This is a genomic window from Alloalcanivorax dieselolei B5, assembly GCF_000300005.1.
Taxonomy (GTDB): Bacteria; Pseudomonadota; Gammaproteobacteria; order Pseudomonadales; family Alcanivoracaceae; genus Alloalcanivorax; species Alloalcanivorax dieselolei.
This window is the reverse complement of sequence record NC_018691.1, coordinates 1,183,075-1,204,458: the sequence shown is the minus strand read 5'-3', so window position 1 is coordinate 1,204,458 and position 21,384 is coordinate 1,183,075. Positions and strand designations below refer to the sequence as shown.

The window sequence follows — 21,384 nt, the reverse complement described above, 5'->3', positions numbered from 1 at the left end:
AAGGCCGGGGCTGAGCGCCCCGGCATGGTATACCCCGACATAACCAGCGGGCTTCAGAACGCCCGGCCAATACCGACCATCCATACCAGCGGATCCAGTTCCACATCGATTTTATCCACGGTGGAACCGTTCACTTTGAGGCGCGCCTCGGTATCGATATCCACCCGCCAGGCGGAGAGGTTGACGAACCAGGTGTCACCCATGGCCAGATCCACCCCCACCTGAGCGGCCCAGCCCACCGAGTTGGACAGCGACACATCGGCGTTGGCGCCCCCGATCAGCGGACTGACCACGCCATCATGGATGTTCTCATCAAAGAAGTAGGTGTAGTTGACGCCGAGCCCCACATAGGGACGCACCGGACCCAGCTCCGGCAGGTAGTACTGCGCCATCAGGGTTGGCGGCAGGTGCTTGGTATCGCCGATATCGGTACGGCCCAACCCCGCGCCTTCCACATAGAGATCATGTTTGAACGGAGTGGCCGCCAGCAGCTCGACGCCAAAACGTGAGTTGATCATGTAGGCGACCGTGAACCCGAACTGGGTGTCGTTGTTCACGTCCACCTTGGCGCCAGTCAACGGCGCCACCGAGAAAGCGTCACTGTCCACGCGGGGCGACACCGTGGCCGCACCAGCGCGCACCAAGATATCTCCGGCCTCGTACCCCTGGGCCAGACCCACACTGCCGATTAGCGCCAGCGCCAAGGCGCCACGTCCCCATAGTTGCATGTTTAGCTCCCTTCTTGGCTCATCATGTCCGCACCGACGATTTCACATCGACGATTCCACACCAACGATAGTGTCGTCCCGACCGCGCGGGCCTGGACACGAACCCTCGGCATCGCCAGGGTTCTGTGGTATTACACCGGGCCGGCGGGCACCGTCTCTTGTCGTGGATCAAGATCCAGAAGGATTCGGTAGCCGGCGGAACAAGCAAAACGGACACAGCGGAACCGATAACAATGAAGCGAAAAGAACTGGCTGAAGCGTTACAGCAAGCTCATGTGGAACACGTCTGCCAACGTCTGTGCGAGCCGGATTACTGGCACGGCCTGCTGGACCAGGGCGTGACGATACTGGCGGACCAGCCGCTGGGGGCGCTGGTGGACGCCGAAGTGCTCGGTCAGGTAGTGGATGACTGGCTGGCGCATGTGGCCACCGCGGAAGGGCTGCAGCCGGTGATCGAATCCGTGGCCCATGCCCTGTTGAACAGCGCCCGCCAGGATCCGGTGACCTTCGGCGAGTTGCTCGATGAAGGCCAGTTCGAAGCCCTGCTGGAACAACTGCTGCGCCTGCGGAGCCTGCGTGAGCGGACCATTCATGCGGTGCTGAATCATCCGCTGATCAGTCAGATGGTCAGCGAAATGCTCTATACCGGCATCAAGAACTTCCTGCTGGAAGAGAATGCCCTGGCCAAGCTGCCCGGCGTCAGCAGCATGATGAAGCTGGGCCGCAAAAGCGTGGGCCGGGCCATGGGCGGATTGGAAGAGCCGATTCGTTCCTACCTGAGACAGAATATTCGTGCCACGCTCAAGACCGGTGAACAGTGGTTGAACCGGGAGCTGAGCAACGATCGCATTGCCGAGCTGGCCCGCGATGCCTATGGCCGTATCGCCCCGATGAAGCCGGCGGCGCTACTGCGTGATGTGCCGGATGACGCGTTGCCGGGCCTGGTGCGCCAGGGAGTCTTGTTGTCCGATCATGTCGCCGCGCTGGACTACAGCCGGCGGCTGGTAATGGAAGGCATTCGCGCGGCGATCGAGGGCTTGATGGCATGGAGTCTGCCCGCACTGCTCCAGGCCATGCACACCGATACGGCAGCGCGCCGCGACACGCTGGCGCCGGCGTTGGCGCGTGGCGCCGGGGTATTGAAGGAACAAGGCGTATTGAGCGCCTGGGCAGAACTGGCGCTGGGGGATTTCTATCAGAGCGAGGCGTGCTTGTCGGTGCTGGGTCAGGCGCTGCAGGAGTGAGGAAGGTCGGACGTCCGGCGCCAGACGTCCGACCCTTTCCATTTACAACCAGGTTTCCGCGTACTCCGCCAGCAACGACCTCGGCACGCCATTGAGTTGCACCGAGCCGCCATGAATGAAGTGTTTGAAGCGCTCGGTCATATAGGTGAGACCGGAACTGGTGGGCGACAAATACGGCGTATCGATCTGCGCCAGGTTACCCAGGCACACCACCTTCGATCCTTCACCGGCCCGAGTGATGATCGCCTTCATCTGGTGCGGCGTCAGGTTCTGGCTTTCATCGATCAGGATCAGTGATTTCTGGAAGCTGCGGCCGCGAATGTAATTCATCGCCTTGAACTGGATGTTGGCCTTCTCCTTGACGTACTGGATGCTGCCGGAGGGGTTCTCATCGTTCAGGTGCAACGCTTCGATATTGTCATTGATCGCGCCCAGCCACGGATCCATCTTTTCTTCCTCGGTGCCGGGCAGAAAACCGTGCTCTTCCGCCAGCGGCGGCGTCGAACGGGTGGCGATGATTTTATTGAAGCGTTTCTGCTCCACCGTCATTTCAATGGCGGCGGCCAACGCCAGAATGGTTTTGCCGGAACCGGCCGCGCCGGTCAGCGTCACCAGATGAACGTCCGGATCCAGCAGCAGGTGCAACGCCACCGCCTGCTGTATGTTCATCGGTCTCAGTCCCCAGGCCTGCTGGTCCATCAGCGTCTGTTCGCTGTAGTGGCGCAAGGTCGCCACGCCCGCCTCCACCGACATGATCCGGCCGACGAAGCCCTGCTCATCGAGAATGAACTGATTCGGATACACCTCCTCGCCAAGAATGTCACCGGCCAGCAGACCGTGCGACAAACGGTGCAGGGTTTCCGCGCCGTGCTGTTCGGTCTCCACCGCGTCGACCCGGTCCCAGAACGATCCCTCCACCATGAAATAGCCCTGATTGAGCTGGCGGATATCGGAAACCAGCTGGTCGTTGTGGTAATCCTCGGAGTCGATACCACAGGCCCGCGCCTTGAGGCGCATGTTGATATCCTTGGTGACCAGCACGTAGTGGCGATCGGGATCGGCGGCGATCATCGCCACCACGTCATTGATGATCCGGTTGTCGTTCAGATGTTCGGGAAGGCATGGCGGCGTCAGTCCGCTCTGTGGCATCAGAACGGTCAGCGTTCCTTGGTGGTGATTCTCCCCCCGTTGGATAGGAATCCCCGCTTCCACTTCCGACGGCGACGCCTTGCCGATAACCCTGTCGATCAAACGAATAGCGGCGCGGCAATCCGCGGCGGTGTGGGATTTCCCGGTTTTCAGGCGATCCAGTTCCTCCAGCACGGTCATCGGAATGACCACCCGGTGCTCTTCGAAGTTCATCAGAGAGTTGGGATCGTGGATCAGGACGTTGGTGTCCAGTACGTAGGCTTTCGGGCGCTGTTCCGGTTCGTGGTGGAGGCGGGATTGGGATGCTGCGGTTACGCTGTGCAAGGTGGCCGCGCGATCTTCCATGCGTTTCCCCTTTCAAGGTTGCAGGACATGGCGACGGACCGTTTCACAAGTGACGCTCACAAGTGCCATTCACATATGGCTTTCACAAGTGACGTTCGCGCCCGCCGCCGATTGCTTTACCGGCAGTGCTGTTCGCCGAGCTTCAACAACAGTTGTTCCAGCGGATCGCGATCACTCCCGCAATGGCGGGATGTGAATTACCATAACCCAGCTTTTCTTCACTGACAACGATAGGCCTCTGAACATGGCATTGGAACATCCCGAGGTTCGCATTCCCCCTCCTCTGCTGCATCTGGGTGGTTTGCTGGTGGGCTATGGCCTGGACCAGGCACTGAACTGGACCCTGCCGGCATGGCCTGGCCAGTACGCACTGGCCACGGCGCTGGCGTTGTTCGCGGTGCTGTTGCTGGCCGGCGCGATAGTGCAGTTTTATCGACACCGCACCACGGTTTTGCCACATCGCGCGGCACGGGAATTGATCACCGGCGGCGTTTTCCGCCTGACCCGCAATCCCATTTATCTGGCCTTTGCCTTGCTTCATCTGGGCTGTGCTCTCAGTCTTTCCAGTCCCGGCATGCTGATCATGCTGCCGCCGATTCTGTGGGTGATGCATCACCACGTGATCGCCGCGGAAGAAGCGTTTCACGAGCAACAGTTCGGGGATCAGTGGCAGCGCTATCGGCAGCGGGTGCGGCGCTGGATTTGAGCCGCTTCAGCCACTGCGCCGGCAATAGCCGGCCGGCGGTGAGACTCAGCCGCCGGGAGCCGAAATGACCGGGAACGAAGCGGTGAGGGCAAACCGTTTCCGGCAGCCAGCCGAGCCGCCGGTAGCACTCCGCCACCAGCTCCGAACAGAACCAGCCGGAGCGGCGGCGGCGTCCGGAAAAGCCGCTCAGGGCGTCATAGAAATTACACAGCAGGTAGTTCTTGTAGGGCCGGTGCAGCAACCGCCGCACCAGCCGCTGCATCAATCGCTGCTGGAGCGATGTCAGCGGCGGCCCTTCACGACGCCTAACCGCCACATCACCCGGGTATTCCGCGATCTTGCGTGACAGCGGCACCAGCGCCACGCCCATCACCGGGTGTCCCAGCATCCAGTCCGCCGATTCACTCAGACCGGTGGATTCCAGCACCAGCGGCTCCGCCACTTCCGGCAGGCGCACCACCATGCCCACATGACTCCAGGGGCTGCGGGTGAACCAACGAATCACGGTACTGGTGACCCCTCGTCCGGCGAACAACAGCACATCCCCGGTTTCCAGGTTCAAGGCGAAGTTGTCGAGGCTCTGCATCACGGTGATTCCCGCCGCCAGCGTCAAGGGCAGAGTGGCCAGCGCGGATGACACTACACTGACAGTTACATCGCAGTTCCATGACAAAAACGCTGCGCCGGAATCGTCATGAAACCTTAACCGGAATCCGTCATCCTGCCCTGTGCGCCTACTTTGACGGGCGCCGACCGTCACCCACTGACGCGCGCCGATGGAACAACGCCTGTATCAATTTCAACGCCACCTGCCCGAATGGTTACACCTGGAGTCGCTGATCCGACTGGGTGAACGGCACCTGCGTGTGCATGACGTGGACACCATCCAGATGGGCGATATCACGCTGCCATTGCGGGTGCTGGAGATGGGCAGCCGTTCCCCCGGTGCCCCGGTGGTCGGCTTCTTTGGCGGCGTGCACGGCGTCGAACGGATCGGCTCCCAGGTGCTGTTGTCGTGGTTGCACAGTCTGATCCATCGACTGCAATGGGATGATCAATTGCACCGGCGGCTGGAACGGGTGCGGCTGGTGTTCATGCCGATGATCAACCCCGGCGGTATCTGGCGGCGTACCCGCAGCAATCCCAATGGCGTCGATTTGATGCGCAACGCGCCGGTGGATGCCGAAGGCAAGGTGCCCTTCCTCGCCGGCGGCCAGCGCCTGAGCCGTCACCTGCCCTGGTATCGGGGGCGTGCCGGCGTGCCCATGGAAACCGAGGCGCAGGCGCTGGTGAACACGGTACGGCAGCGCCTGATGAACGCTCCGGTATCGATCAGCCTGGACTGCCACAGCGGTTTTGGCCGCCGCGACCGCATCTGGTGCTGCTACGCCCGCAGCCAGAAACCCATTGCGCACCTCGCCGAGGTGTACCGTCTCAAACAGATCCTCGAGCACACCTACCCGTACCACCACCCTTATCTGATTGAACCGCAATCGGTGAACTACACCACCCACGGCGATCTGTGGGACTACCTCTACGACGAAGCCCGGGAGCAACACCCGGACCGGTTGTTCCTGCCGTTCACCCTGGAAATGGGGTCCTGGCTGTGGGTACGGAAAAACCCCCGGCAGCTATTGGATTTTTTCGGCCTGTTCAACCCGATCATCGGCCATCGCCACAACCGGGTGCTGCGTCAGCATTTGCCGCTATTCGAATTCCTGGTGGCCATGGCGGTGAACGCCGGCAACTGGCTGCCACGCGGAGAAGCAAGGGAAAACCTGACCCGGCAGGCGATGAAGCACTGGTTCGGGTGATCCGAACGTCAAAAGGTCAGGAACCGGGCCTGCCGTCGGACGCTTTAAACAGGAGGTCGGACGTCAGACCCGTCTTTCCAACGTGCGCCAAAGTGGCCCTGGTTTTGCATCATTTTGGGCACGCTTTATATTCGCCTGACGGCTTCGCCCCTATTTGTCATGAGGACCCACCATGAAATACTTGCTTCCCCTTCCCGCGCTTCTGCTCACCGGCTGCCAGATGCTCAGCTACACGGCGCCCACTGACGGGGACGTCGCCACCGTCACTTTCTCCAGCGACAACATCGCCGCCCAGCCAGTGGTGTGCGTACCGGGCAAGGGCTTTCAGTCCACGCCCACGTCCCTGCAGCAGGTTCCCTTCGAGACCAAAGCCTTCGATGAACTGCTGAAAACCATGAAGAAAGCGCCGGAAGTCACCACCACCGTGCGAGCGGACGAGCAGGCGCGCATCGGTGTCATTTACCAGAAAGGGTCGGCGGGGAACCGGGATCTGTGCCGGGTGGCGGTGCAGTTCAATGCTCAACCCGGTGCCAGCTACAACGCCCACTTCACTTACAGCAACGGCCAGTGCGGCCTGGAAGTGGCCGGCGACAACAGCCTTCAGGCCGACGCCGTGGTGACGTCCTGGGAGTGCCCCAAATAAACGCACCAACTCGGTGCGGCGCACCAAGGCGGCGCACCGCTTCTCCGCTCCTCGCCCCGATTTCCCCTTCCACCCCAACGCCCTCATCACAACTTCTTGTTTTTTCTTGGGTTTTCCATTTTGGCACGGACCCTGCTTTGTGAAGTGACAAGCCTCCCAGGCCAGTGCGCCAGGAGCGCACAACAGGACACATTAGAACACTTGCCATTTGCAAAGAGGGTTGCACATGAAACACGCATTCGGGATGAAAAAAACCGTACTGGCCGCGGCGGTCGCCGCCGGCATGATCATGCCGGGCATGGCGGCAGCGGAAATCGGCGGTAGCCTGGGCATTTCCAACATGTACTTCTGGCGTGGTCAGGATATTTCCAACGGCGCGGCTCAGGTTTTCGGTAGCCTGGACTACAGCCACGCCTCCGGCCTCTATGCCGGTGTCTGGGGCAGCTCCGAAACCGATTCCACCGAATACGATTTGTATGTCGGTTATGGCGGCGCCTTTGGTGACCTCTCCTATGACCTGTCCTACATCGACTACAACTACCCGAACGACACCGACTCCGATCTGGCCGAAATCGTTGCCAGCCTCGGTTACGCCGGAGTCACGTTCACCGGTTACTTCGGCGTGGGTGACTACGGTCACGGTAACGACGCTACCGACAACAAGGACCGCTACTACACCCTGGGCTACAGCTACGACAAATACGGCATTCTGGTCGGCACCTGGGACAACGACGCCGATGACACCAACTACACTCACTTGGACTTGAGCTACGCGCTCACCGACAACCTGAGCTTCACCGTGTCCAAAGTGATCTCCGCTGACGACTGCGCCATCAACAACAACGATGACGCTCTGTTCATGAATGGGGAATGTGTCGGCGACAAGGACGATGTGGATGACGATCTGCTGTTCGTCGTGTCCTACGCCTTCGAGATCTAACAGAACCGCGCTGGTTCCCGGGCGGCAACAACGCCGCCCACCGTTTTTCACCGTGGGGCCTTCCCTGGTCCTCGCAAACAACGCAAGCAGGCCCCACGGTGCTTTTCATTCTCTTCCGTTAGTCCGCCGACGCTCCGGCTTCCAGATAAATCCCCAACACATCATGATCGGACACCACCCGGGTACCGTCGTGATCGTAGAGCACATCGTAGCGCCCGGCATTGCCGCGGCTGACCGCCACTCTCTGTACATGCTGCTTTAGCGATGGGGAGAAAAAGATGTGGTCCAGCGCCTGCGGCCGGCACTGATGCCGGAAGGAATAACGCTCCTTTTCGGGCAATCGCGACCAGGCACTGATCAGGTTCCCGTTCTCGAATTGCGCCAGCGGCTCGCTGAAGCGGCCACTGTCCGGCGCGCTGTTGAAGTCCCCCGCCACCACCACGGGCCGGGTCTGGTCCGCCGCCCAGCCGGCGATGGCCGCGGCCTGGCGCCGGCGCTTCGGCGCCACCCAGTCCTTCTGATTCAGATCCCGGGCACTGCGCAGATGAACCACCACCAGATCGAAGGCCACCGGAGTGCGCACCTCGACCTGCAAAGGAGGTCGGGTGAATAACGGCTGCCGCTGAAAACGGTTGTCGGCGAACAAGGCCTGGTGGCGTCCCAGCGTGACCGGCGCCCGGTACAACAGCCCCACATCCATGCCCGCCGGGTCATGCCCTTCCAGCAGCACCACCTTGTAGTCCGGCCCGCCCGCCGTGGAAATGGCACGGCTCAGCGCCTTCAGCACCGTGGCGCTTTCCACTTCCTGCACCGCCAGCAAAGCCGGCGCCCGCAGGTCCCGGGTAATGTACCGGGCCACTGCCTCGAGGCGGGCCTGGTACACAGCTTTCGATAAGGGACGGTCGAGCGAGCTGTCCTTTCTGGCATCCCGCAGACGCCAGAGATTGAACGTGGCCAGACTGATCTGGCCGTCCTCCGCCGAGGGCAACGGGCGCGCCGGCGCGAGATCACGGCAATCCGCGAGCACCGGTCCGGTGACCAGCACCGCCGCGGCCAGAAGCCAGCACCGCCAGTATCGGCCGGTCATGTCAGGGCTCGTTGTGGCGCACCTGGAAGGCGCCACACAGGTCAGCATAATTCTGGAAGGCCAGACACACCTTCGGGGTCTCTCCCGCCGCCGGCACCGAATCCATTTTCATCAGCATCAGATGACGGCCACCGGGGCTAAAGGCCAGGCTCTTACCGGCCGGGATGGTGACCTCTTTCAGATGGGACATGCTGCGGCGGCCCTCACCATCGGTACTGGTGTCGTGCAACATGGCCATGCCGGCGAATTCCGCGCTGGCGCCGGTGAGCACCAGCGGCTGATCGGTATCGTTCACCAGCACGAAATAACCGGCCATGGACGGCGATACCGGCGGCACCGCGCGCAGCCAGGCCTGTTCGATACGCACATCCGCCACGGCGCCGGCGCTGGCGGCCACCAGCAGCACGGCACTCACCGCACTAGTCATGGCACTACTCACGGCACTAAAGAAGCGTTTTAACATCGGCTACCACCTCGTCGATATTGAAATCCGCCGGATACACCTTGCGCACCCGGCCCTGCTGGTCCAACAGGTAGATATAGTCACTGTGGGTAAAGTCCGCTTCCCCGCTGTCTCCATCCTCTTTGATGAACACCACCCCGTACTGTTCCGCCACCTTCTGGATCGCCGGCACGTCACCGGTCAGACCAATAATGTCCGCTTTGAACCAGGGCAGGTACTCGCGCAGATGTTCCGCGGTATCCCGTTCCGGGTCGAAGGTCACGAACACCGGCTGCACCCGGTCCGCCGCCCCCTGCTCTTTCAGATTCCGGTACACCTGGGACACGCGGGCCAGCACCGCCGGACAAATATCCGGGCAGTGGGTATAGCCGAAGAACAGAATCACCACCTCGCCGTTCAGGGATGACAGGCTGAACCGCTCCCCATTATGGTCGGTCAGGGTGAAATCGCCGCCCAGACGGGTGTTGACCGGTAATTCCCTGGCCGGCTCGGAACAGGCCACCAGTAACAGCGCGGCGCCGGCGACCAGAATGCGGAAAAGGAATGCGCTTGTGAAACCGTCTTTATTGTTCATACCTGTTAGAGCCTGTTTATGATCTATACGCCGCCCGGGCCGATTTGCCCGGCTTTGCGGTGACGCCCAGCGACCATACCCCCGCGACCTCGCGGTTACCAAGTCCCGGCCCGACATTTTTACCGCCACTATTTTTACCGCCACCATTTTACAGCCGCGATGGTTCGCAGTTTGACCAGGGCGGCGGTATAATTCGCGCCCATTTTCCCGGAGTGCCGGTCGCGGCCCGTTGTAGTCCATTACGGCGCCCGGCACACCCCGATGCGGCAAAATGACGCACCGGACCGATCCACAACCACGGTTGAGCGACCCATGGCACGCAAGCTGTTTATTCAGACCCACGGCTGCCAGATGAACGAGTACGACTCGTCGCGCATGGCGGATTTGCTGGAATCCAGTCATGGCCTGGAGCCCACCGACAACGCGGACGAAGCGGATGTGCTGCTGCTCAATACCTGCTCGATCCGCGAGAAGGCCCAGGAAAAGGTGTTCCACCAACTGGGCCGCTGGAAGCAGCTCAAGGAGCGCAAGCCGGACCTGATCATCGGCGTCGGCGGCTGCGTGGCCAGTCAGGAAGGCGAGGCAATCCGTGATCGGGCGCCCTATGTGGATGTGGTCTTCGGCCCGCAGACCCTGCACCGCCTGCCCGGGTTGATCCAGCAGGCGGCCACCACCCGGGAACTGGCCATCGATGTGACCTTCCCGGAGATCGAAAAGTTCGACCGTCTGCCCGAGCCCAGCGTGGACGGCCCCTCGGCGTTCGTCTCGATCATGGAAGGCTGCTCCAAATACTGCTCGTTCTGCGTGGTGCCCTACACCCGTGGCGAGGAAGTCAGCCGGCCGGTGCGTCCGGTGCTGGATGAAATCCGCCATCTGGCGGATCTGGGCGTGCGCGAAGTCAACCTGCTGGGCCAGAACGTCAACGCCTACCGGGGCCCGGGCGCCAATGGTGAGATCCTGGACTTCGCCGACCTGCTGCTGCTGATCCGGGATATCGACGGCATCGACCGCATCCGCTACACCACCAGCCATCCGGTGGAGTTCTCCGACGCCCTGATCCAGGTGTACGAGGAGGTGCCGGAACTGGTCAGCCACCTGCATCTGCCGGTGCAATCCGGTTCCGACCGTGTGCTGGCGCTGATGAAGCGCAACCACACGGTGCTGGAGTACAAGGCCAAGCTGCGCAAATTACGGCGTATCCGTCCGGATATCTCCTACAGCTCGGATTTCATCATCGGCTTCCCCGGCGAAACCGACGCCGACTTCGAAGCCACCATGAACCTGATCGCGGATATCGGCTTCGACAATTCCTTCAGCTTCATCTACAGCGCCCGCCCCGGCACCCCCGCGGCGGACCTGCCCGATGATGTGCCCATGGCGGTGAAGAAGGAGCGCCTGCGCCTGCTGCAACAGCGGATCGCCCAGAATACCCAGGACATCTCCCGCAAGATGGTGGGCAGCACCCAGCGTATCCTGGTGGACGGCTTCTCCAAGAAGGATCCCGGCCAGCTCAAGGGCCGTACCGAAAACAATCGGGTGGTGAACTTCCAGACCGATGAACTGGACCTGATCGGCCAGTTCGTGGACCTGACCATCCAGGAAGCGCTGCCCAACTCCCTGCGCGGCACCGACTACCGGCGGGTGGAGTGATCCCTGGGGGGCTGAACAGCACCGGATACGCTTAAACGCATATGCGAATGGCAATTTGGTATAACCAAGCCCCTTTAACCTCAGGATTGGTTATATAAAATGAGCCCTTTATGACTCACCATTCAAGGAGCCGAAGATGCGCGTCTTGCTGACCGCCGTCCTGCTGTCCCTGGCCTCGCTGGGAACCGCGCAACAAACCCTGTTGAACAGTTCCTACGACATCGCCCGGGAACTGTTCGCCGCCATCAACCCGAAATTCCAGGAGCATTGGAAGGCGGAGACCGGCGAGGACGTCACCATCAAGCAGTCCCACGCCGGTTCCTCCAAGCAGGCCCGCGCCATCCTGCAGGGTCTGAAGGCCGATGTGGTGACCTTCAACCAGGTCACCGACGTCAATGTCCTGCACGATCTGGGCAATCTGATTCCGGCGGACTGGAATCAGCGCCTGCCGAACAACTCCAGCCCCTACTACTCCACCACCGCCTTCCTGGTGCGCAAGGGCAACCCGAAGAACATCCAGGGCTGGGCCGATCTGGCCCGGGACGACGTCGATGTGGTGTTCCCCAATCCGAAGACCTCCGGCAACGGCCGCTACACCTATCTGGCCGCCTGGATGAGCGCGGTGGAACGCTTTGACGGTGACGAGGACAAGGTCAAGGACTACATGGCCCGCTTCCTGTCCAATGTGTCGGTGTTCGACTCCGGTGGCCGCGCCGCCACCGTCACCTTCGCCGAGCGCGAAATCGGTGACGTGCTGATCAGCTTCGAGTCCGAGGTGAACAACATCCGCAAGGAATACGGCACTGGCGACTATGAAGTGGTGGTGCCGAAGACCTCGATCCTGGCCGAGTTCCCGGTCACCGTGGTGGACAAAGTGGTGGACGAGAAAGGGACCCGCAAGGTGGCCACCGCCTATCTGGACTTCCTCTACAGCGAAGAGATCCAGCGGCTGCTGGCGTCCTTCAACTACCGTGTGCACAACGAGAAGGTCGTCGAGGAAACCGCCGACCGTTTCCCGCCGGTGAAACTGCTCAAGGTGGAAGACTACTTTGGCTCCTGGGAAAACGTGACCGATCAACATTTCGCTTCCGGCGGCATGCTCGACAAGCTGCAAGCCCAGGCGCGGAGCCTGCGTTAATTGATCGCTCTGCTGCGCACCCGCCACTCGGTTCTGCCAGGTTTCACGCTCAGCTTTTCGCTGAGCGTGCTGTTTATCTGCCTGGTGATCCTGCTGCCTCTGTCCGGGCTGGCCATGCATGTGGCCGGCATGGGCTGGGACAGCTATTGGGGGGTGATCAGCCATCCGCGCAGCATCGCCAGTTTCAAGGTCACGGTGCTTTCCGCCGCCGGCGCCAGCGTCATCAACGCCATTGTCGGCCTGCTGCTGGCCTGGGTGATCACCCGCTATCGCTTTCCCGGCCGGCGGCTGATGGACGCGCTGGTGGATCTGCCGTTCGCTCTGCCCACGGCGGTGGCCGGCCTGACTCTGGCCGCTTTGTTCGCCGATAACGGCTGGCTCGGTCAATGGTTCAGCTTGGCCGGCATCCAGGTGTCCTATACCTGGGTCGGTATCATGATTGCCATGAGCTTCACCAGTCTGCCCTTTGTGGTGCGGGCGGTACAGCCGGTACTGGAAGACCTTACCCCGGATCTGGAAGAGGCCGCCGCCACCCTGGGCGCCTCACCGCTGGCCTCGTTCCGCAAGGTGATACTGGCCCAGGTGATGCCGGCTCTGCTCACCGGCACCGGCCTGGCCTTCACCCGCAGCCTGGGTGAATACGGCGGCGTCATCTTCATTGCCGGCAACCTGCCGTACGAGACCGAGATCGTGTCGCTGCTGGTGAATATCCGCCTGGAAGAGTACGACTTCGCCGCCGCCAGCGCTCTAGCCTCGATAATTCTGCTGGCCTCCCTGGTATTGCTGTTCGGTATTCAGGGATTGCAGGCCCGGCTGGTGAAACGCTGGCACGGACTGTGACGGGAACTCGCATGCCACGACACGCACATCAATGGCTGTTGATCGCCGCCGCTTTCGCCACCGTCATCCTGATGCTGGTATTGCCGCTGCTGTTGATTCTGCATCAGGCCTTCGCCCATGGTCTGGCCCCGGTCCTGGAGGCGTTGACCAGCAACGACATGGGTCACGCGATCCGTCTCACCGTGGTGGTGGCACTGATTACCGTGCCGGTCAATCTGGTGTTCGGCATCCTGTTGGCCTGGTGCGTAACCCGCTTTGAATTCCGCGGTCGCAAGCTGTTGACCACCCTGATCGATATCCCCTTCGCCATGTCACCGGTGGTGGCCGGTCTCTGTTACCTGGTGGTGTATGGCAGCCAGGGACTACTCGGGGGGTGGCTCGCGGACATCGACGTGCAACTGATGTTCGCTCTTCCGGGTATGGTCATGGTCACTATTTTTGTGTCCTGCCCCTATGTGGCCCGGGTATTGATTCCCCTGATGCAGTCCCAGGGCCCGGAGGAAGAGGAAGCCGCGGTACTGATGGGTGCCTCCGGCTGGCAGGTGTTCTGGTACGTTACCCTGCCGAAGATCCGTTGGGCGCTACTGTACGGGGTGATCTTGACCAACGCCCGGGCGGTGGGGGAATTCGGCGCGGTCAGCGTGGTGTCCGGCCTGATTCGCGGCGAGACCTTGACCCTGCCGCTGCTGATTCAGATGCTGCATGAGGATTACAACACCGTCGGCGCTTTCACCGCCGCCGGGCTGCTGGCCGCCATGGCCCTGATCACCTTGTTGCTGAAAACCGTGCTGGAATGGCGTCAACGCGTTTAAAGGAAAGCCAGAAAGTGAGCATTCAGGTCGAGAACATCCGCAAATCCTTCGGCGCCTTCACCGCCTTGCACGACATCTCCCTGGACGTGCCCACCAACCAGTTGGTGGGGCTGCTGGGACCGTCCGGTTCCGGCAAGACCACGCTGCTGCGGATCATCGCCGGCCTGGAACAGGCGGACGGCGGGCGGGTGCTGTTCAATAACGAGGACGTCACTCATCTGGACGCACGCCGCCGCCGCGTCGGGTTCGTATTCCAGCAATATGCCCTGTTTCGACACCTCACCGTGGCCGACAATATTGCCTTCGGACTGCGCCTGTTACCGCGCGCCGAGCGCCCCTCGCGCAGGGACATCCGTGACCGCGTGCGGGAATTGCTGAGTCTGGTACAACTGGACAATCTGGCCGGGCGTTACCCCGCGCAACTGTCCGGCGGCCAGAAGCAACGGGTGGCGCTGGCCCGGGCGCTGGCGCTGAAACCGGAGGTGCTGCTGCTGGACGAGCCGTTCGGCGCGCTGGACGCCAAGGTGCGCAAGGATTTGCGCCGTTGGCTGCGGCGCCTGCACGAGCAGATCTCGGTGACCAGCATCTTCGTCACCCATGACCAGGAAGAGGCCATGGAGGTCTCCGACAAGGTGGTGGTGATGAGCCAGGGCCGGGTGGAACAGATGGGGTCGCCGCTGCAGGTGTACGAGCAGCCGGCCAGCCGCTTCGTATTTGATTTCCTCGGCCACATCAACAGCCTGGAAGGGCTCTACGATGGCCATAACTGGCGCTCCGGCGACGCTTTTCTGCGTCTCGATACCCAGGGCGCCTGCCCGGACGGCGCCCTCACGCTCTATCTGCGCCCCCACGAAGCGGATCTGGCGGCGGCGCCCACCGAGGCCGCTCATTTGCCGGTACGAGTGGCCGGACGCAGCGTGTTCGGCGGCACCGTGACGGTGGAGCTGGAACCCCAGGGCTGGGGCGCGGAAGTGCTTGAAGTGGAGCTGGACCGGGTGCGCTGGGACGCGCTCCAGCCTGACCGGCAGCCCGCCTTGTTCCTGCTGCCCCGGCGGCTGCAAACGGTCACCTGCGACGGTGATCTGGGCCCCCAGGTGGCGCCGGCCTGAGCCCCTCTTGCCTGCCCCCCGGTGGGCAGGCTACAGTGCCGGGAAATCTTCCCCCGAAAGCACTTTTCGGGGTATGCTGAATCCATCGCAACCGCCCGCGGGGCCTCGCTTCCCAACTTGGACACACCACTCGCTTCCCAGAAACTCCGTCTCGAACCCTACGATTCCCAGCGGCTCGCCAATCTCTGTGGCCGACTGGACGAGCACATCAAGCAGATCGCCAAACGCCTGAGCGTGGATATCCACAATCGTGGCAATGAATTTCATCTGTCCGGTGACGAACGCTCGGTAAAAGCCGCCAGTTCCGTTCTGCACGATCTCTACGATCAAACCGTGGACGGCACCGACATCACGCCGGAGCTGGTCCATTTGCACCTGCAGCAATCCGGTCTGACCGACAAGCTGGACAATACCGTGGCCTTCCCCAGTGACGAGATGGTGATCCGCACAAAACGCGCCCGTATCCGGCCGCGTGGTGCCCATCAGCGCGAGTACGTGCGCAATATCCGCCGTCACGACATCAATTTCGGCATCGGCCCGGCCGGCACCGGCAAGACCTGGCTGGCGGTGGCCTGCGCCGTGGACGCCATGGAGCGTGCCGAGATCCGGCGTATTCTGCTGGTACGGCCGGCGGTGGAGGCGGGCGAGAAACTGGGTTTTCTGCCCGGGGATCTGGCGGAGAAAATCGATCCTTACCTGCGCCCGCTTTACGACGCCCTCTATGAAATGCTGGGATTCGAAAACGTGGCCAAACTGATGGATCGCAACGTCATCGAAGTGGCGCCACTGGCGTACATGCGTGGACGCACGCTGAACGGCAGTTTCGTGATCCTGGACGAAGCCCAGAACACCACACCGGAACAGATGAAAATGTTCCTGACCCGGATCGGCTTCGGTTCCCGGGCGGTGATCACCGGTGACGTGACCCAGGTGGACCTGCCGCGCCACCAGCGCTCGGGGCTGGTCAACGCCCTCGAAGTGCTGGCCGATGAACAGGACATCGGCGTCACCCGTTTCGACAGCCGCGACGTGGTTCGCCACCCGCTGGTCCAACGTATCGTGGAAGCTTACGACCGTCATGAACGGAATACCGACCCCAACCGTTGATATCCAGTGGGCCACGGATGCCCCGGACGCACCGGACGAAAGCGACTTGCACCGCTGGACTCTGGCCGCCGCGGAAGCAGCCGGCGGCGTGGTCGGGGATATCACTCTGCGGATCGTCGACGACGAGGAAATCCGCATTCTCAACCGTGACTACCGGGGCAAGGACAAACCCACCAATGTGTTGTCCTTCCCCTTCGATATGCCCGAAGGCCTGCCCGATGACGCCATCGCCCCGCTGCTGGGGGATATTATTATTTGCGCGGACGTGGTCCGGCGCGAGGCCGCCGAACAAAACAAAACCGTGGAAGCGCACTGGGCGCATATGGTCGTCCACGGCGTACTCCATCTGCTGGGTTACGATCATATCGACGACGACGACGCCGAACAGATGGAGTCCCTGGAGATCCTCGCGCTTGCCGGCCAGGGCTTTCCGGATCCGTATAACTCGTTGCCCCCATAATTCACAAACCGATAACATCGAAACCATAACATGGAGCATTACCCCTGATGTCGGACGACTATTCAGACCAGAACAACGGTCGAAGTTGGTTGGAGCGCGTTGGCCAGTTCTTCACTTCCACTCCCGGCTCCCGGGAGGAATTGCTGGATCTGATGCGCTCCATGCGCGACAGTCACGTCATTGACGGTGACACGCTTGGCATCATCGAAGGCGCTATCGGCGTCAGCGACATGCAGGTCCGGGAGATTCTCATCCCTCGCACGCAGATGGTCAGCATCCGTGCCAGCAGCGACCCCCGCGATTTCCTGCCCACCATCATCGAATGCGCCCACAGCCGCTTCCCGGTCATCGGCGACGATCCGGACGAAGTCATTGGTATCCTGCTGGCCAAGGATCTGCTGGCGCTGATTCTGGAGCCGGCCCGCATGGAGCGCTTCCAGATCAAGGATCACGTGCGCTCCGCCATGGTGGTCCCCGAGTCCAAGCGCCTGGATTCGCTGCTGCGGGAATTCCGCATCACCAAGAATCACATGGCCATCGTGGTCAACGAGTACGGCGGCATCGCCGGCCTGGTCACCATCGAGGACGTGCTGGAACAGATCGTCGGCGAGATCGAGGATGAGCACGACATCGAGGAAGACGATTACCTGATCAAGGATCTGGAGAACGGCGAACACACCGTCAAGGCCCTGACGCCGATCGAGGATTTCAACGAACACTTTCAGTGCGAGCTCAGCGACGAGGAGTTCGACACCATCGGCGGTCTGGTGATGCACGCCTTCGGCCGCCTGCCCGGGCGCGAAGAGTCCATCGACCTGGGGCCGTTCCAATTCACCGTGTTAAGCGCGGACGGCCGCACCATCCGCTTGCTGCGGGTCACTCATCGGCAGGATGATCCGGCTCTGGACGCATCACCGGAGTAATCCGCGGCGCGCTCTTTAGGAACAAATACAGGGACGCCGTGAATTCGTCCCTGTAGGCTCCCTGTCGAACGTCCCTGTTCAACAGGGTCCCGCAACGCAGCTCACCAATGTTTATACGGCAGGAATTTCCCGTTCATGGTCACTACCACACGGTCCCCTTTGGGGTCTTCCTGTTTGTCCACCTCCATGGTGAAGTCGATGGCGCTCATGATGCCGTCGCCGAATTTTTCCTGGATCACTTCCTTCAGCGTGGTGCCATACACACCGGCGATTTCATAGAACCGGTAAATCAACGGATCGGTGGGCACGGTCTGGTCCCAGACCTTGGTGGGAAAGGCTTCCAGTGCCTTGGCCACGTCCTGATCCAGGCCCAGATACTCGGTGATCGCCATGGCTTTTTCCGGCGGCGCGCCGTTCATGCCGAGGCAGGCGGACGCCAGCCACACCGGCGACATCCCCAGGTCCTCGCCCATTTTTTCCCAGGTCAGTCCCCGCTCGGCCTTGGTGGTCACGATGATGTCCGTCATTTGCTGTTTATCCACGGTACTCTCTCCTGTTATGTGCCCAACTCAATGACACGCTTTCTTCCAAACCAAGCTCTGCAAGCTCCATACCAACTCAGAGATATGAGCCCATGGCGCAAGGCGGTTAATTTGCGTATAACGTGGCGTCATCATGCTTGCCCTATGACCTTAGCCGGGAACCACGGATAGCCATGCCCAACCTGCTGCTCGCCCTGATCGCGGGGCTACTGTTTCCCCTCGCCTTTGCCCCCTACGATCTGTGGCCGCTGGTGTTGGTCAGCGCCGCTCTGGGTTATACGGCTCTGGTACGATCGCCGACTCCGGGCCGCGCCTTCACTGCCGGTTGGCTGTATGGCGTCGGCATGTTCGGGTTCGGTATCAGCTGGCTGCACGTCTCGATGACCGACTACGGCTTCATGCCGTTGTGGATGTCGATTCCGTTCACCGCTTTGTTCGCCATGGGATTGGCGCTGTTTTATGGGCTGGCGTTCTGGTTCACCAAACGGCGCGGCCCGCGCGCCATGGTGTTCGCCGGCGCCTGGCTGGTGCTGGACTGGGTGCGCGGCGGGTTGTTGACCGGCTTCCCCTGGCTCTATGCCGGTTACGCCGCCATCGATACGCCACTGGCCGGGCTGGCGCCACTGGGTGGCGTCTGGGTCCTGACTCTGACGCTGGTACTGGCCGCCGCCACGGTGGTGGATCTGGCGCGGCCACGGGTAAGCGCCGGAGCGGCCCTGGCGGTGGTACTGATTCTGGTGACAGCGGGCCTGCTGGCCGGCCGCCATGCCTTCACCCACCCTTCCGGCCCTCGCCAACAGGTGGCGCTGGTGCAGGGCAATATTCCGCAGGATCTGAAGTGGCTGGTCACCATGCGTGACGAGACCCAGGAGATTTATCACTCACTCACCGCCGACCTGCCGGAGGACACCCTGGTGATCTGGCCGGAATCGGCGATGATCGAGTTCTATCAGGATATTCGCGGCTTCGTGGATGGCGAAGGCGAACGGATCGCCGCCAAAGGCGGCGCCCTGATCAGCGGCCTGCCCTGGCGTGACGCCAGCACCTATCCGCCGCGCTACCACAACAGCGTGGCGGTGGTGGGCACCGGTCACGACGGCGTTTATCACAAACAGAAGCTGGTGCCGTTCGGTGAATATGTGCCGCTGGAAAGCCTGATTCGCGGATGGATTCCGTTCTTCGATCTGCCCATGTCCAGCTTCACGCCCGGCAGCCCCGACCAGCCCAACCTTTTCGCCCTGGGCCAGGAAATCGCGCCGGCGATCTGCTACGAGATGCTCTACCCGGCTCAGGTGGCGGAACGCACCGGCAACGCGGATGTGCTGCTGACCATCAGCAATGACGCCTGGTTCGGCCATTCCGCCGGCCCCTTGCAGCATTTTCAGATGACCCGTCTGCGCGCTCTGGAAACCGGGCGCTGGCTGCTGCGCGGCACCAATAACGGTGTCACCGCGGTGGTGGACGCGCGCGGTCAAGTGCGCGACCGGTTGCCGCAATTCGAGCGGGGCGTCTTGATCAGCGAATACCAGCCGCGCCAAGGCCAGACGCCCTTCATGGTGGCCGGCGTCTGGCCCACGCTGCTGCTGGCGCTGGCCATGGCGGTGCTGGCCGGCGGGGAAGGCCGCCGCCGCGTCTCACGCTGAGCCGCGCCAGTACCGCCAACCCGGTCGTCATCTGTACCGTGACGGCCTTCCGCCGTTGTGCGCATACTTGGCCTCCAATCCACTGTTCGCGGAGGCCTCATGCCCCACCGACTCAGCTATGCCGATTTGCAAAACCATGCCCGTCACTGGATAGAGGCCTGGAACCGGGGGGACGTGGAGGCGGTGGTGTCCGCCTTCAGCGACGACGCCGAGTTCATCAGCGCGGTGGCCGAACCCTACGTCGGCACCAGCCGCATTCAGGGCAAAGCGGCACTGCGCGATTACTGGGTAGCGGCTCTTGCCGACCGGCCGGGTTTGCACTTCGAATTGGTGACCGCTATTTGTGACGAGCCGGGCCAGCAACTGGTGGTGCACTACATTGCCAGCGCCAATGGCAAACGGGCCTTCGCCTGCGAAATCATGCGCTTTGAGAACGGGCGTCAGGTCTACGGCGAGGCCCTTTATGGCGCCCTCGCATTATAACTGGCCTGAACCGCTTATCTCAAAATAGAATAAGCATATAACTTATTTGACTTTCGCTCCCGCGCCCCCTATAACGGTGCCATCCCGCAACGTTTTGGATGGATAGGGTCATGGCCGGTCCGCAAGTGGAAAGCTTCTTCGACACCGATACCAACACGGTCAGTTACGTGGTGATCGACCCCGACACCCGCCACTGCGCGGTGGTGGATTCGGTACTCGACTACGATCCGGCCGCCGGGCGCACCCGATACCACAGCGCCCAGCGGCTGGTGGATTACGTTCGCAAGCACGATCTCATCGTGGAATGGCTGTTGGAGACCCACGTCCACGCCGATCATCTGTCGGCGGCGCCCTGGATTCAGCAACAAGTGGGTGGCCGGCTCGCCATCGGTTCCCATATCCGAACGGTACAGAACACCTTCGGCAAAATCTTCAACGCCGGTTCCGAATTCGCCCGTGACGGCAGCCAGTTCGACCACCTGTTCGAAGACGGCGAACACTATCGGGTCGGTAATCTGGAGGCCGTGGCGTTGCATACTCCGGGCCACACTCCGGCCTGTATGAGCCACCTGATCGGCGACGCGGTGTTCGTCGGCGACACCCTGTTCATGCCCGACTACGGCACCGCCCGCTGTGACTTCCCCGGCGGCGATGCCCGCACCCTTTATCGCTCGGTTCGCAAACTTCTCGCCCTGCCCGGCTCCACCCGCCTGTTTTTGTGCCACGATTACCTGCCGGAAGGACGCGACCAGTATCATTGGGAAACCACGGTAGAGGAGCAGCGGCGCGCCAACATTCATGTTCACGACGGCGTTGACGAAGACCAATTCGTCGCCATGCGCGAGAACCGCGATGCCGGACTGGATATGCCGCGCCTGATCCTGCCGTCGGTACAGGTCAACATGCGCGCCGGCCATCTGCCCCCGGCGGAGGACAACGGCGTCCACTATCTGAAGATTCCACTGAACTCGATCTGAGCAAGAC

Annotated in this window: 22 protein-coding genes and 1 pseudogene; 16 read left to right on the top strand and 7 right to left on the bottom strand. The window is 61.8% G+C overall.

Annotated elements, in window-relative coordinates; all coding sequences use genetic code 11:
• Positions 1 to 53 precede the first annotated feature (53 nt).
• On the bottom strand, positions 54 to 728 hold the full coding sequence (locus tag B5T_RS05495) for an OmpW/AlkL family protein (protein WP_014993480.1): 675 nt from the start codon (positions 726 to 728) through the stop codon (positions 54 to 56).
• A 233-nt stretch (positions 729 to 961) separates the two neighbouring features.
• Here B5T_RS05495 and B5T_RS05490 point away from each other — a divergent pair, with 233 nt between their 5' ends.
• The gene (locus tag B5T_RS05490) at positions 962 to 1,972 is read left to right on the top strand and encodes a hypothetical protein (protein WP_014993479.1); all 1,011 of its coding nucleotides are present in this window, start codon (positions 962 to 964) and stop codon (positions 1,970 to 1,972) included.
• 42 nt (positions 1,973 to 2,014) lie between these two features.
• Here the strand turns inward: B5T_RS05490 and B5T_RS05485 are convergent, their stop codons facing one another.
• Positions 2,015 to 3,466, bottom strand: a complete 1,452-nt coding sequence (locus tag B5T_RS05485) for a PhoH family protein (RefSeq protein ID WP_014993478.1) — start codon at positions 3,464 to 3,466, stop codon at positions 2,015 to 2,017.
• 244 nt (positions 3,467 to 3,710) lie between these two features.
• On the opposite strand from B5T_RS05485, the pseudogene B5T_RS22475 reads away from it, so the two are divergent.
• Positions 3,711 to 4,070, top strand: a pseudogene (locus tag B5T_RS22475) (methyltransferase family protein); the annotation flags it as partial.
• Here B5T_RS22475 and B5T_RS05475 read toward each other — a convergent pair.
• Complete coding sequence (locus B5T_RS05475) at positions 4,048 to 4,812, bottom strand: YiiX/YebB-like N1pC/P60 family cysteine hydrolase (RefSeq protein WP_014993476.1); 765 nt, start codon at positions 4,810 to 4,812, stop codon at positions 4,048 to 4,050. The pseudogene B5T_RS22475 and the gene B5T_RS05475 sit on opposite strands and share 23 nt — an antisense overlap.
• 136 nt (positions 4,813 to 4,948) lie before the next feature.
• Here B5T_RS05475 and B5T_RS05470 point away from each other — a divergent pair, with 136 nt between their 5' ends.
• The 3 genes from B5T_RS05470 (at position 4,949) to B5T_RS05460 (ending at position 7,569) form a co-directional block, all read left to right on the top strand.
• Positions 4,949 to 5,986: a M14 family zinc carboxypeptidase gene (locus B5T_RS05470; protein WP_014993475.1), complete on the top strand. Its 1,038-nt coding sequence runs from the start codon at positions 4,949 to 4,951 to the stop codon at positions 5,984 to 5,986.
• A gap of 172 nt (positions 5,987 to 6,158) precedes the next feature.
• Entirely contained in the window at positions 6,159 to 6,629 is a 471-nt protein-coding gene (locus tag B5T_RS05465) for a hypothetical protein (RefSeq protein ID WP_014993474.1), read from the top strand.
• Positions 6,630 to 6,855: 226 nt separating this feature from the next.
• On the top strand, positions 6,856 to 7,569 hold the full coding sequence (locus tag B5T_RS05460; RefSeq protein WP_014993473.1) for a TorF family putative porin: 714 nt from the start codon (positions 6,856 to 6,858) through the stop codon (positions 7,567 to 7,569).
• 118 nt (positions 7,570 to 7,687) lie between these two features.
• Here B5T_RS05460 and B5T_RS05455 read toward each other — a convergent pair whose 3' ends face one another.
• Genes B5T_RS05455 through B5T_RS05445 form a run of 3 tightly spaced genes read right to left on the bottom strand, consistent with a single transcriptional unit; the run spans position 7,688 to position 9,693 of the window.
• On the bottom strand, positions 7,688 to 8,656 hold the full coding sequence (locus B5T_RS05455; RefSeq protein WP_014993472.1) for an endonuclease/exonuclease/phosphatase family protein: 969 nt from the start codon (positions 8,654 to 8,656) through the stop codon (positions 7,688 to 7,690).
• A gap of 1 nt (position 8,657) precedes the next feature.
• Positions 8,658 to 9,083 (bottom strand): copper chaperone PCu(A)C, encoded by a 426-nt coding sequence (locus B5T_RS05450; RefSeq protein ID WP_014993471.1) that lies wholly within the window; start codon positions 9,081 to 9,083, stop codon positions 8,658 to 8,660.
• A 16-nt stretch (positions 9,084 to 9,099) separates the two neighbouring features.
• Positions 9,100 to 9,693, bottom strand: a complete 594-nt coding sequence (locus B5T_RS05445; protein WP_014993470.1) for an SCO family protein — start codon at positions 9,691 to 9,693, stop codon at positions 9,100 to 9,102.
• A 312-nt stretch (positions 9,694 to 10,005) separates the two neighbouring features.
• Here B5T_RS05445 and miaB point away from each other — a divergent pair, with 312 nt between their 5' ends.
• From miaB to B5T_RS05405, 8 genes are all read left to right on the top strand, one after another.
• Entirely contained in the window at positions 10,006 to 11,343 is a 1,338-nt protein-coding gene (miaB, locus tag B5T_RS05440; protein ID WP_014993469.1) for a tRNA (N6-isopentenyl adenosine(37)-C2)-methylthiotransferase MiaB, read from the top strand.
• 136 nt (positions 11,344 to 11,479) lie between these two features.
• A complete protein-coding gene (gene cysP, locus B5T_RS05435; RefSeq protein ID WP_014993468.1) occupies positions 11,480 to 12,481 on the top strand; it encodes a thiosulfate ABC transporter substrate-binding protein CysP in 1,002 nt (333 codons plus the stop codon).
• Positions 12,482 to 13,321, top strand: a complete 840-nt coding sequence (cysT, locus tag B5T_RS05430) for a sulfate ABC transporter permease subunit CysT (RefSeq protein WP_014993467.1) — start codon at positions 12,482 to 12,484, stop codon at positions 13,319 to 13,321.
• Between the two features lie 11 nt (positions 13,322 to 13,332).
• The gene (gene cysW / locus B5T_RS05425) at positions 13,333 to 14,133 is read left to right on the top strand and encodes a sulfate ABC transporter permease subunit CysW (RefSeq protein WP_014993466.1); all 801 of its coding nucleotides are present in this window, start codon (positions 13,333 to 13,335) and stop codon (positions 14,131 to 14,133) included.
• A gap of 14 nt (positions 14,134 to 14,147) precedes the next feature.
• Positions 14,148 to 15,242 carry a sulfate/molybdate ABC transporter ATP-binding protein gene (locus B5T_RS05420; RefSeq protein ID WP_014993465.1) on the top strand — a complete coding sequence of 365 codons (1,095 nt, stop codon included), beginning with the start codon at positions 14,148 to 14,150 and terminating at the stop codon, positions 15,240 to 15,242.
• 117 nt (positions 15,243 to 15,359) lie between these two features.
• Positions 15,360 to 16,349, top strand: coding sequence for a PhoH family protein (locus B5T_RS05415; RefSeq protein ID WP_014993464.1), 990 nt, complete (start codon positions 15,360 to 15,362; stop codon positions 16,347 to 16,349).
• Entirely contained in the window at positions 16,321 to 16,809 is a 489-nt protein-coding gene (gene ybeY, locus B5T_RS05410) for an rRNA maturation RNase YbeY (protein WP_041716889.1), read from the top strand. Before B5T_RS05415 ends, ybeY begins: the two co-directional genes overlap by 29 nt.
• A 47-nt stretch (positions 16,810 to 16,856) precedes the next feature.
• A complete protein-coding gene (locus B5T_RS05405; RefSeq protein ID WP_014993462.1) occupies positions 16,857 to 17,732 on the top strand; it encodes an HlyC/CorC family transporter in 876 nt (291 codons plus the stop codon).
• A gap of 101 nt (positions 17,733 to 17,833) precedes the next feature.
• On the opposite strand, the gene cynS is transcribed toward B5T_RS05405, so the two are convergent.
• On the bottom strand, positions 17,834 to 18,274 hold the full coding sequence (gene cynS, locus B5T_RS05400; protein ID WP_014993461.1) for a cyanase: 441 nt from the start codon (positions 18,272 to 18,274) through the stop codon (positions 17,834 to 17,836).
• Positions 18,275 to 18,447: 173 nt separating this feature from the next.
• Between cynS and lnt the strand changes: the two genes are divergently transcribed.
• From lnt to B5T_RS05385, 3 genes are all read left to right on the top strand, one after another.
• Positions 18,448 to 19,917 (top strand): apolipoprotein N-acyltransferase, encoded by a 1,470-nt coding sequence (gene lnt, locus B5T_RS05395; protein WP_014993460.1) that lies wholly within the window; start codon positions 18,448 to 18,450, stop codon positions 19,915 to 19,917.
• Positions 19,918 to 20,016: 99 nt separating this feature from the next.
• Entirely contained in the window at positions 20,017 to 20,400 is a 384-nt protein-coding gene (locus tag B5T_RS05390) for a nuclear transport factor 2 family protein (protein WP_014993459.1), read from the top strand.
• Positions 20,401 to 20,510: 110 nt separating this feature from the next.
• Positions 20,511 to 21,377, top strand: a complete 867-nt coding sequence (locus B5T_RS05385; RefSeq protein ID WP_014993458.1) for an MBL fold metallo-hydrolase — start codon at positions 20,511 to 20,513, stop codon at positions 21,375 to 21,377.
• The last annotated feature ends 7 nt before the right edge of the window (positions 21,378 to 21,384 follow it).

Coding starts and splice junctions, on each gene's coding strand:
- B5T_RS05495 (WP_014993480.1), bottom strand. CDS start 728: ATGCAACTATGGGGACGTGGCGCCTTGGCGCTGGCGCTAATCGGCAGT.
- B5T_RS05490 (WP_014993479.1), top strand. CDS start 962: ATGAAGCGAAAAGAACTGGCTGAAGCGTTACAGCAAGCTCATGTGGAA.
- B5T_RS05485 (WP_014993478.1), bottom strand. CDS start 3,466: ATGGAAGATCGCGCGGCCACCTTGCACAGCGTAACCGCAGCATCCCAA.
- B5T_RS05470 (WP_014993475.1), top strand. CDS start 4,949: ATGGAACAACGCCTGTATCAATTTCAACGCCACCTGCCCGAATGGTTA.
- B5T_RS05465 (WP_014993474.1), top strand. CDS start 6,159: ATGAAATACTTGCTTCCCCTTCCCGCGCTTCTGCTCACCGGCTGCCAG.
- B5T_RS05460 (WP_014993473.1), top strand. CDS start 6,856: ATGAAACACGCATTCGGGATGAAAAAAACCGTACTGGCCGCGGCGGTC.
- B5T_RS05455 (WP_014993472.1), bottom strand. CDS start 8,656: ATGACCGGCCGATACTGGCGGTGCTGGCTTCTGGCCGCGGCGGTGCTG.
- B5T_RS05450 (WP_014993471.1), bottom strand. CDS start 9,083: ATGACTAGTGCGGTGAGTGCCGTGCTGCTGGTGGCCGCCAGCGCCGGC.
- B5T_RS05445 (WP_014993470.1), bottom strand. CDS start 9,693: ATGAACAATAAAGACGGTTTCACAAGCGCATTCCTTTTCCGCATTCTG.
- miaB (WP_014993469.1), top strand. CDS start 10,006: ATGGCACGCAAGCTGTTTATTCAGACCCACGGCTGCCAGATGAACGAG.
- cysP (WP_014993468.1), top strand. CDS start 11,480: ATGCGCGTCTTGCTGACCGCCGTCCTGCTGTCCCTGGCCTCGCTGGGA.
- cysW (WP_014993466.1), top strand. CDS start 13,333: ATGCCACGACACGCACATCAATGGCTGTTGATCGCCGCCGCTTTCGCC.
- ybeY (WP_041716889.1), top strand. CDS start 16,321: ATGAACGGAATACCGACCCCAACCGTTGATATCCAGTGGGCCACGGAT.
- B5T_RS05405 (WP_014993462.1), top strand. CDS start 16,857: ATGTCGGACGACTATTCAGACCAGAACAACGGTCGAAGTTGGTTGGAG.
- lnt (WP_014993460.1), top strand. CDS start 18,448: ATGCCCAACCTGCTGCTCGCCCTGATCGCGGGGCTACTGTTTCCCCTC.
- B5T_RS05390 (WP_014993459.1), top strand. CDS start 20,017: ATGCCCCACCGACTCAGCTATGCCGATTTGCAAAACCATGCCCGTCAC.
- B5T_RS05385 (WP_014993458.1), top strand. CDS start 20,511: ATGGCCGGTCCGCAAGTGGAAAGCTTCTTCGACACCGATACCAACACG.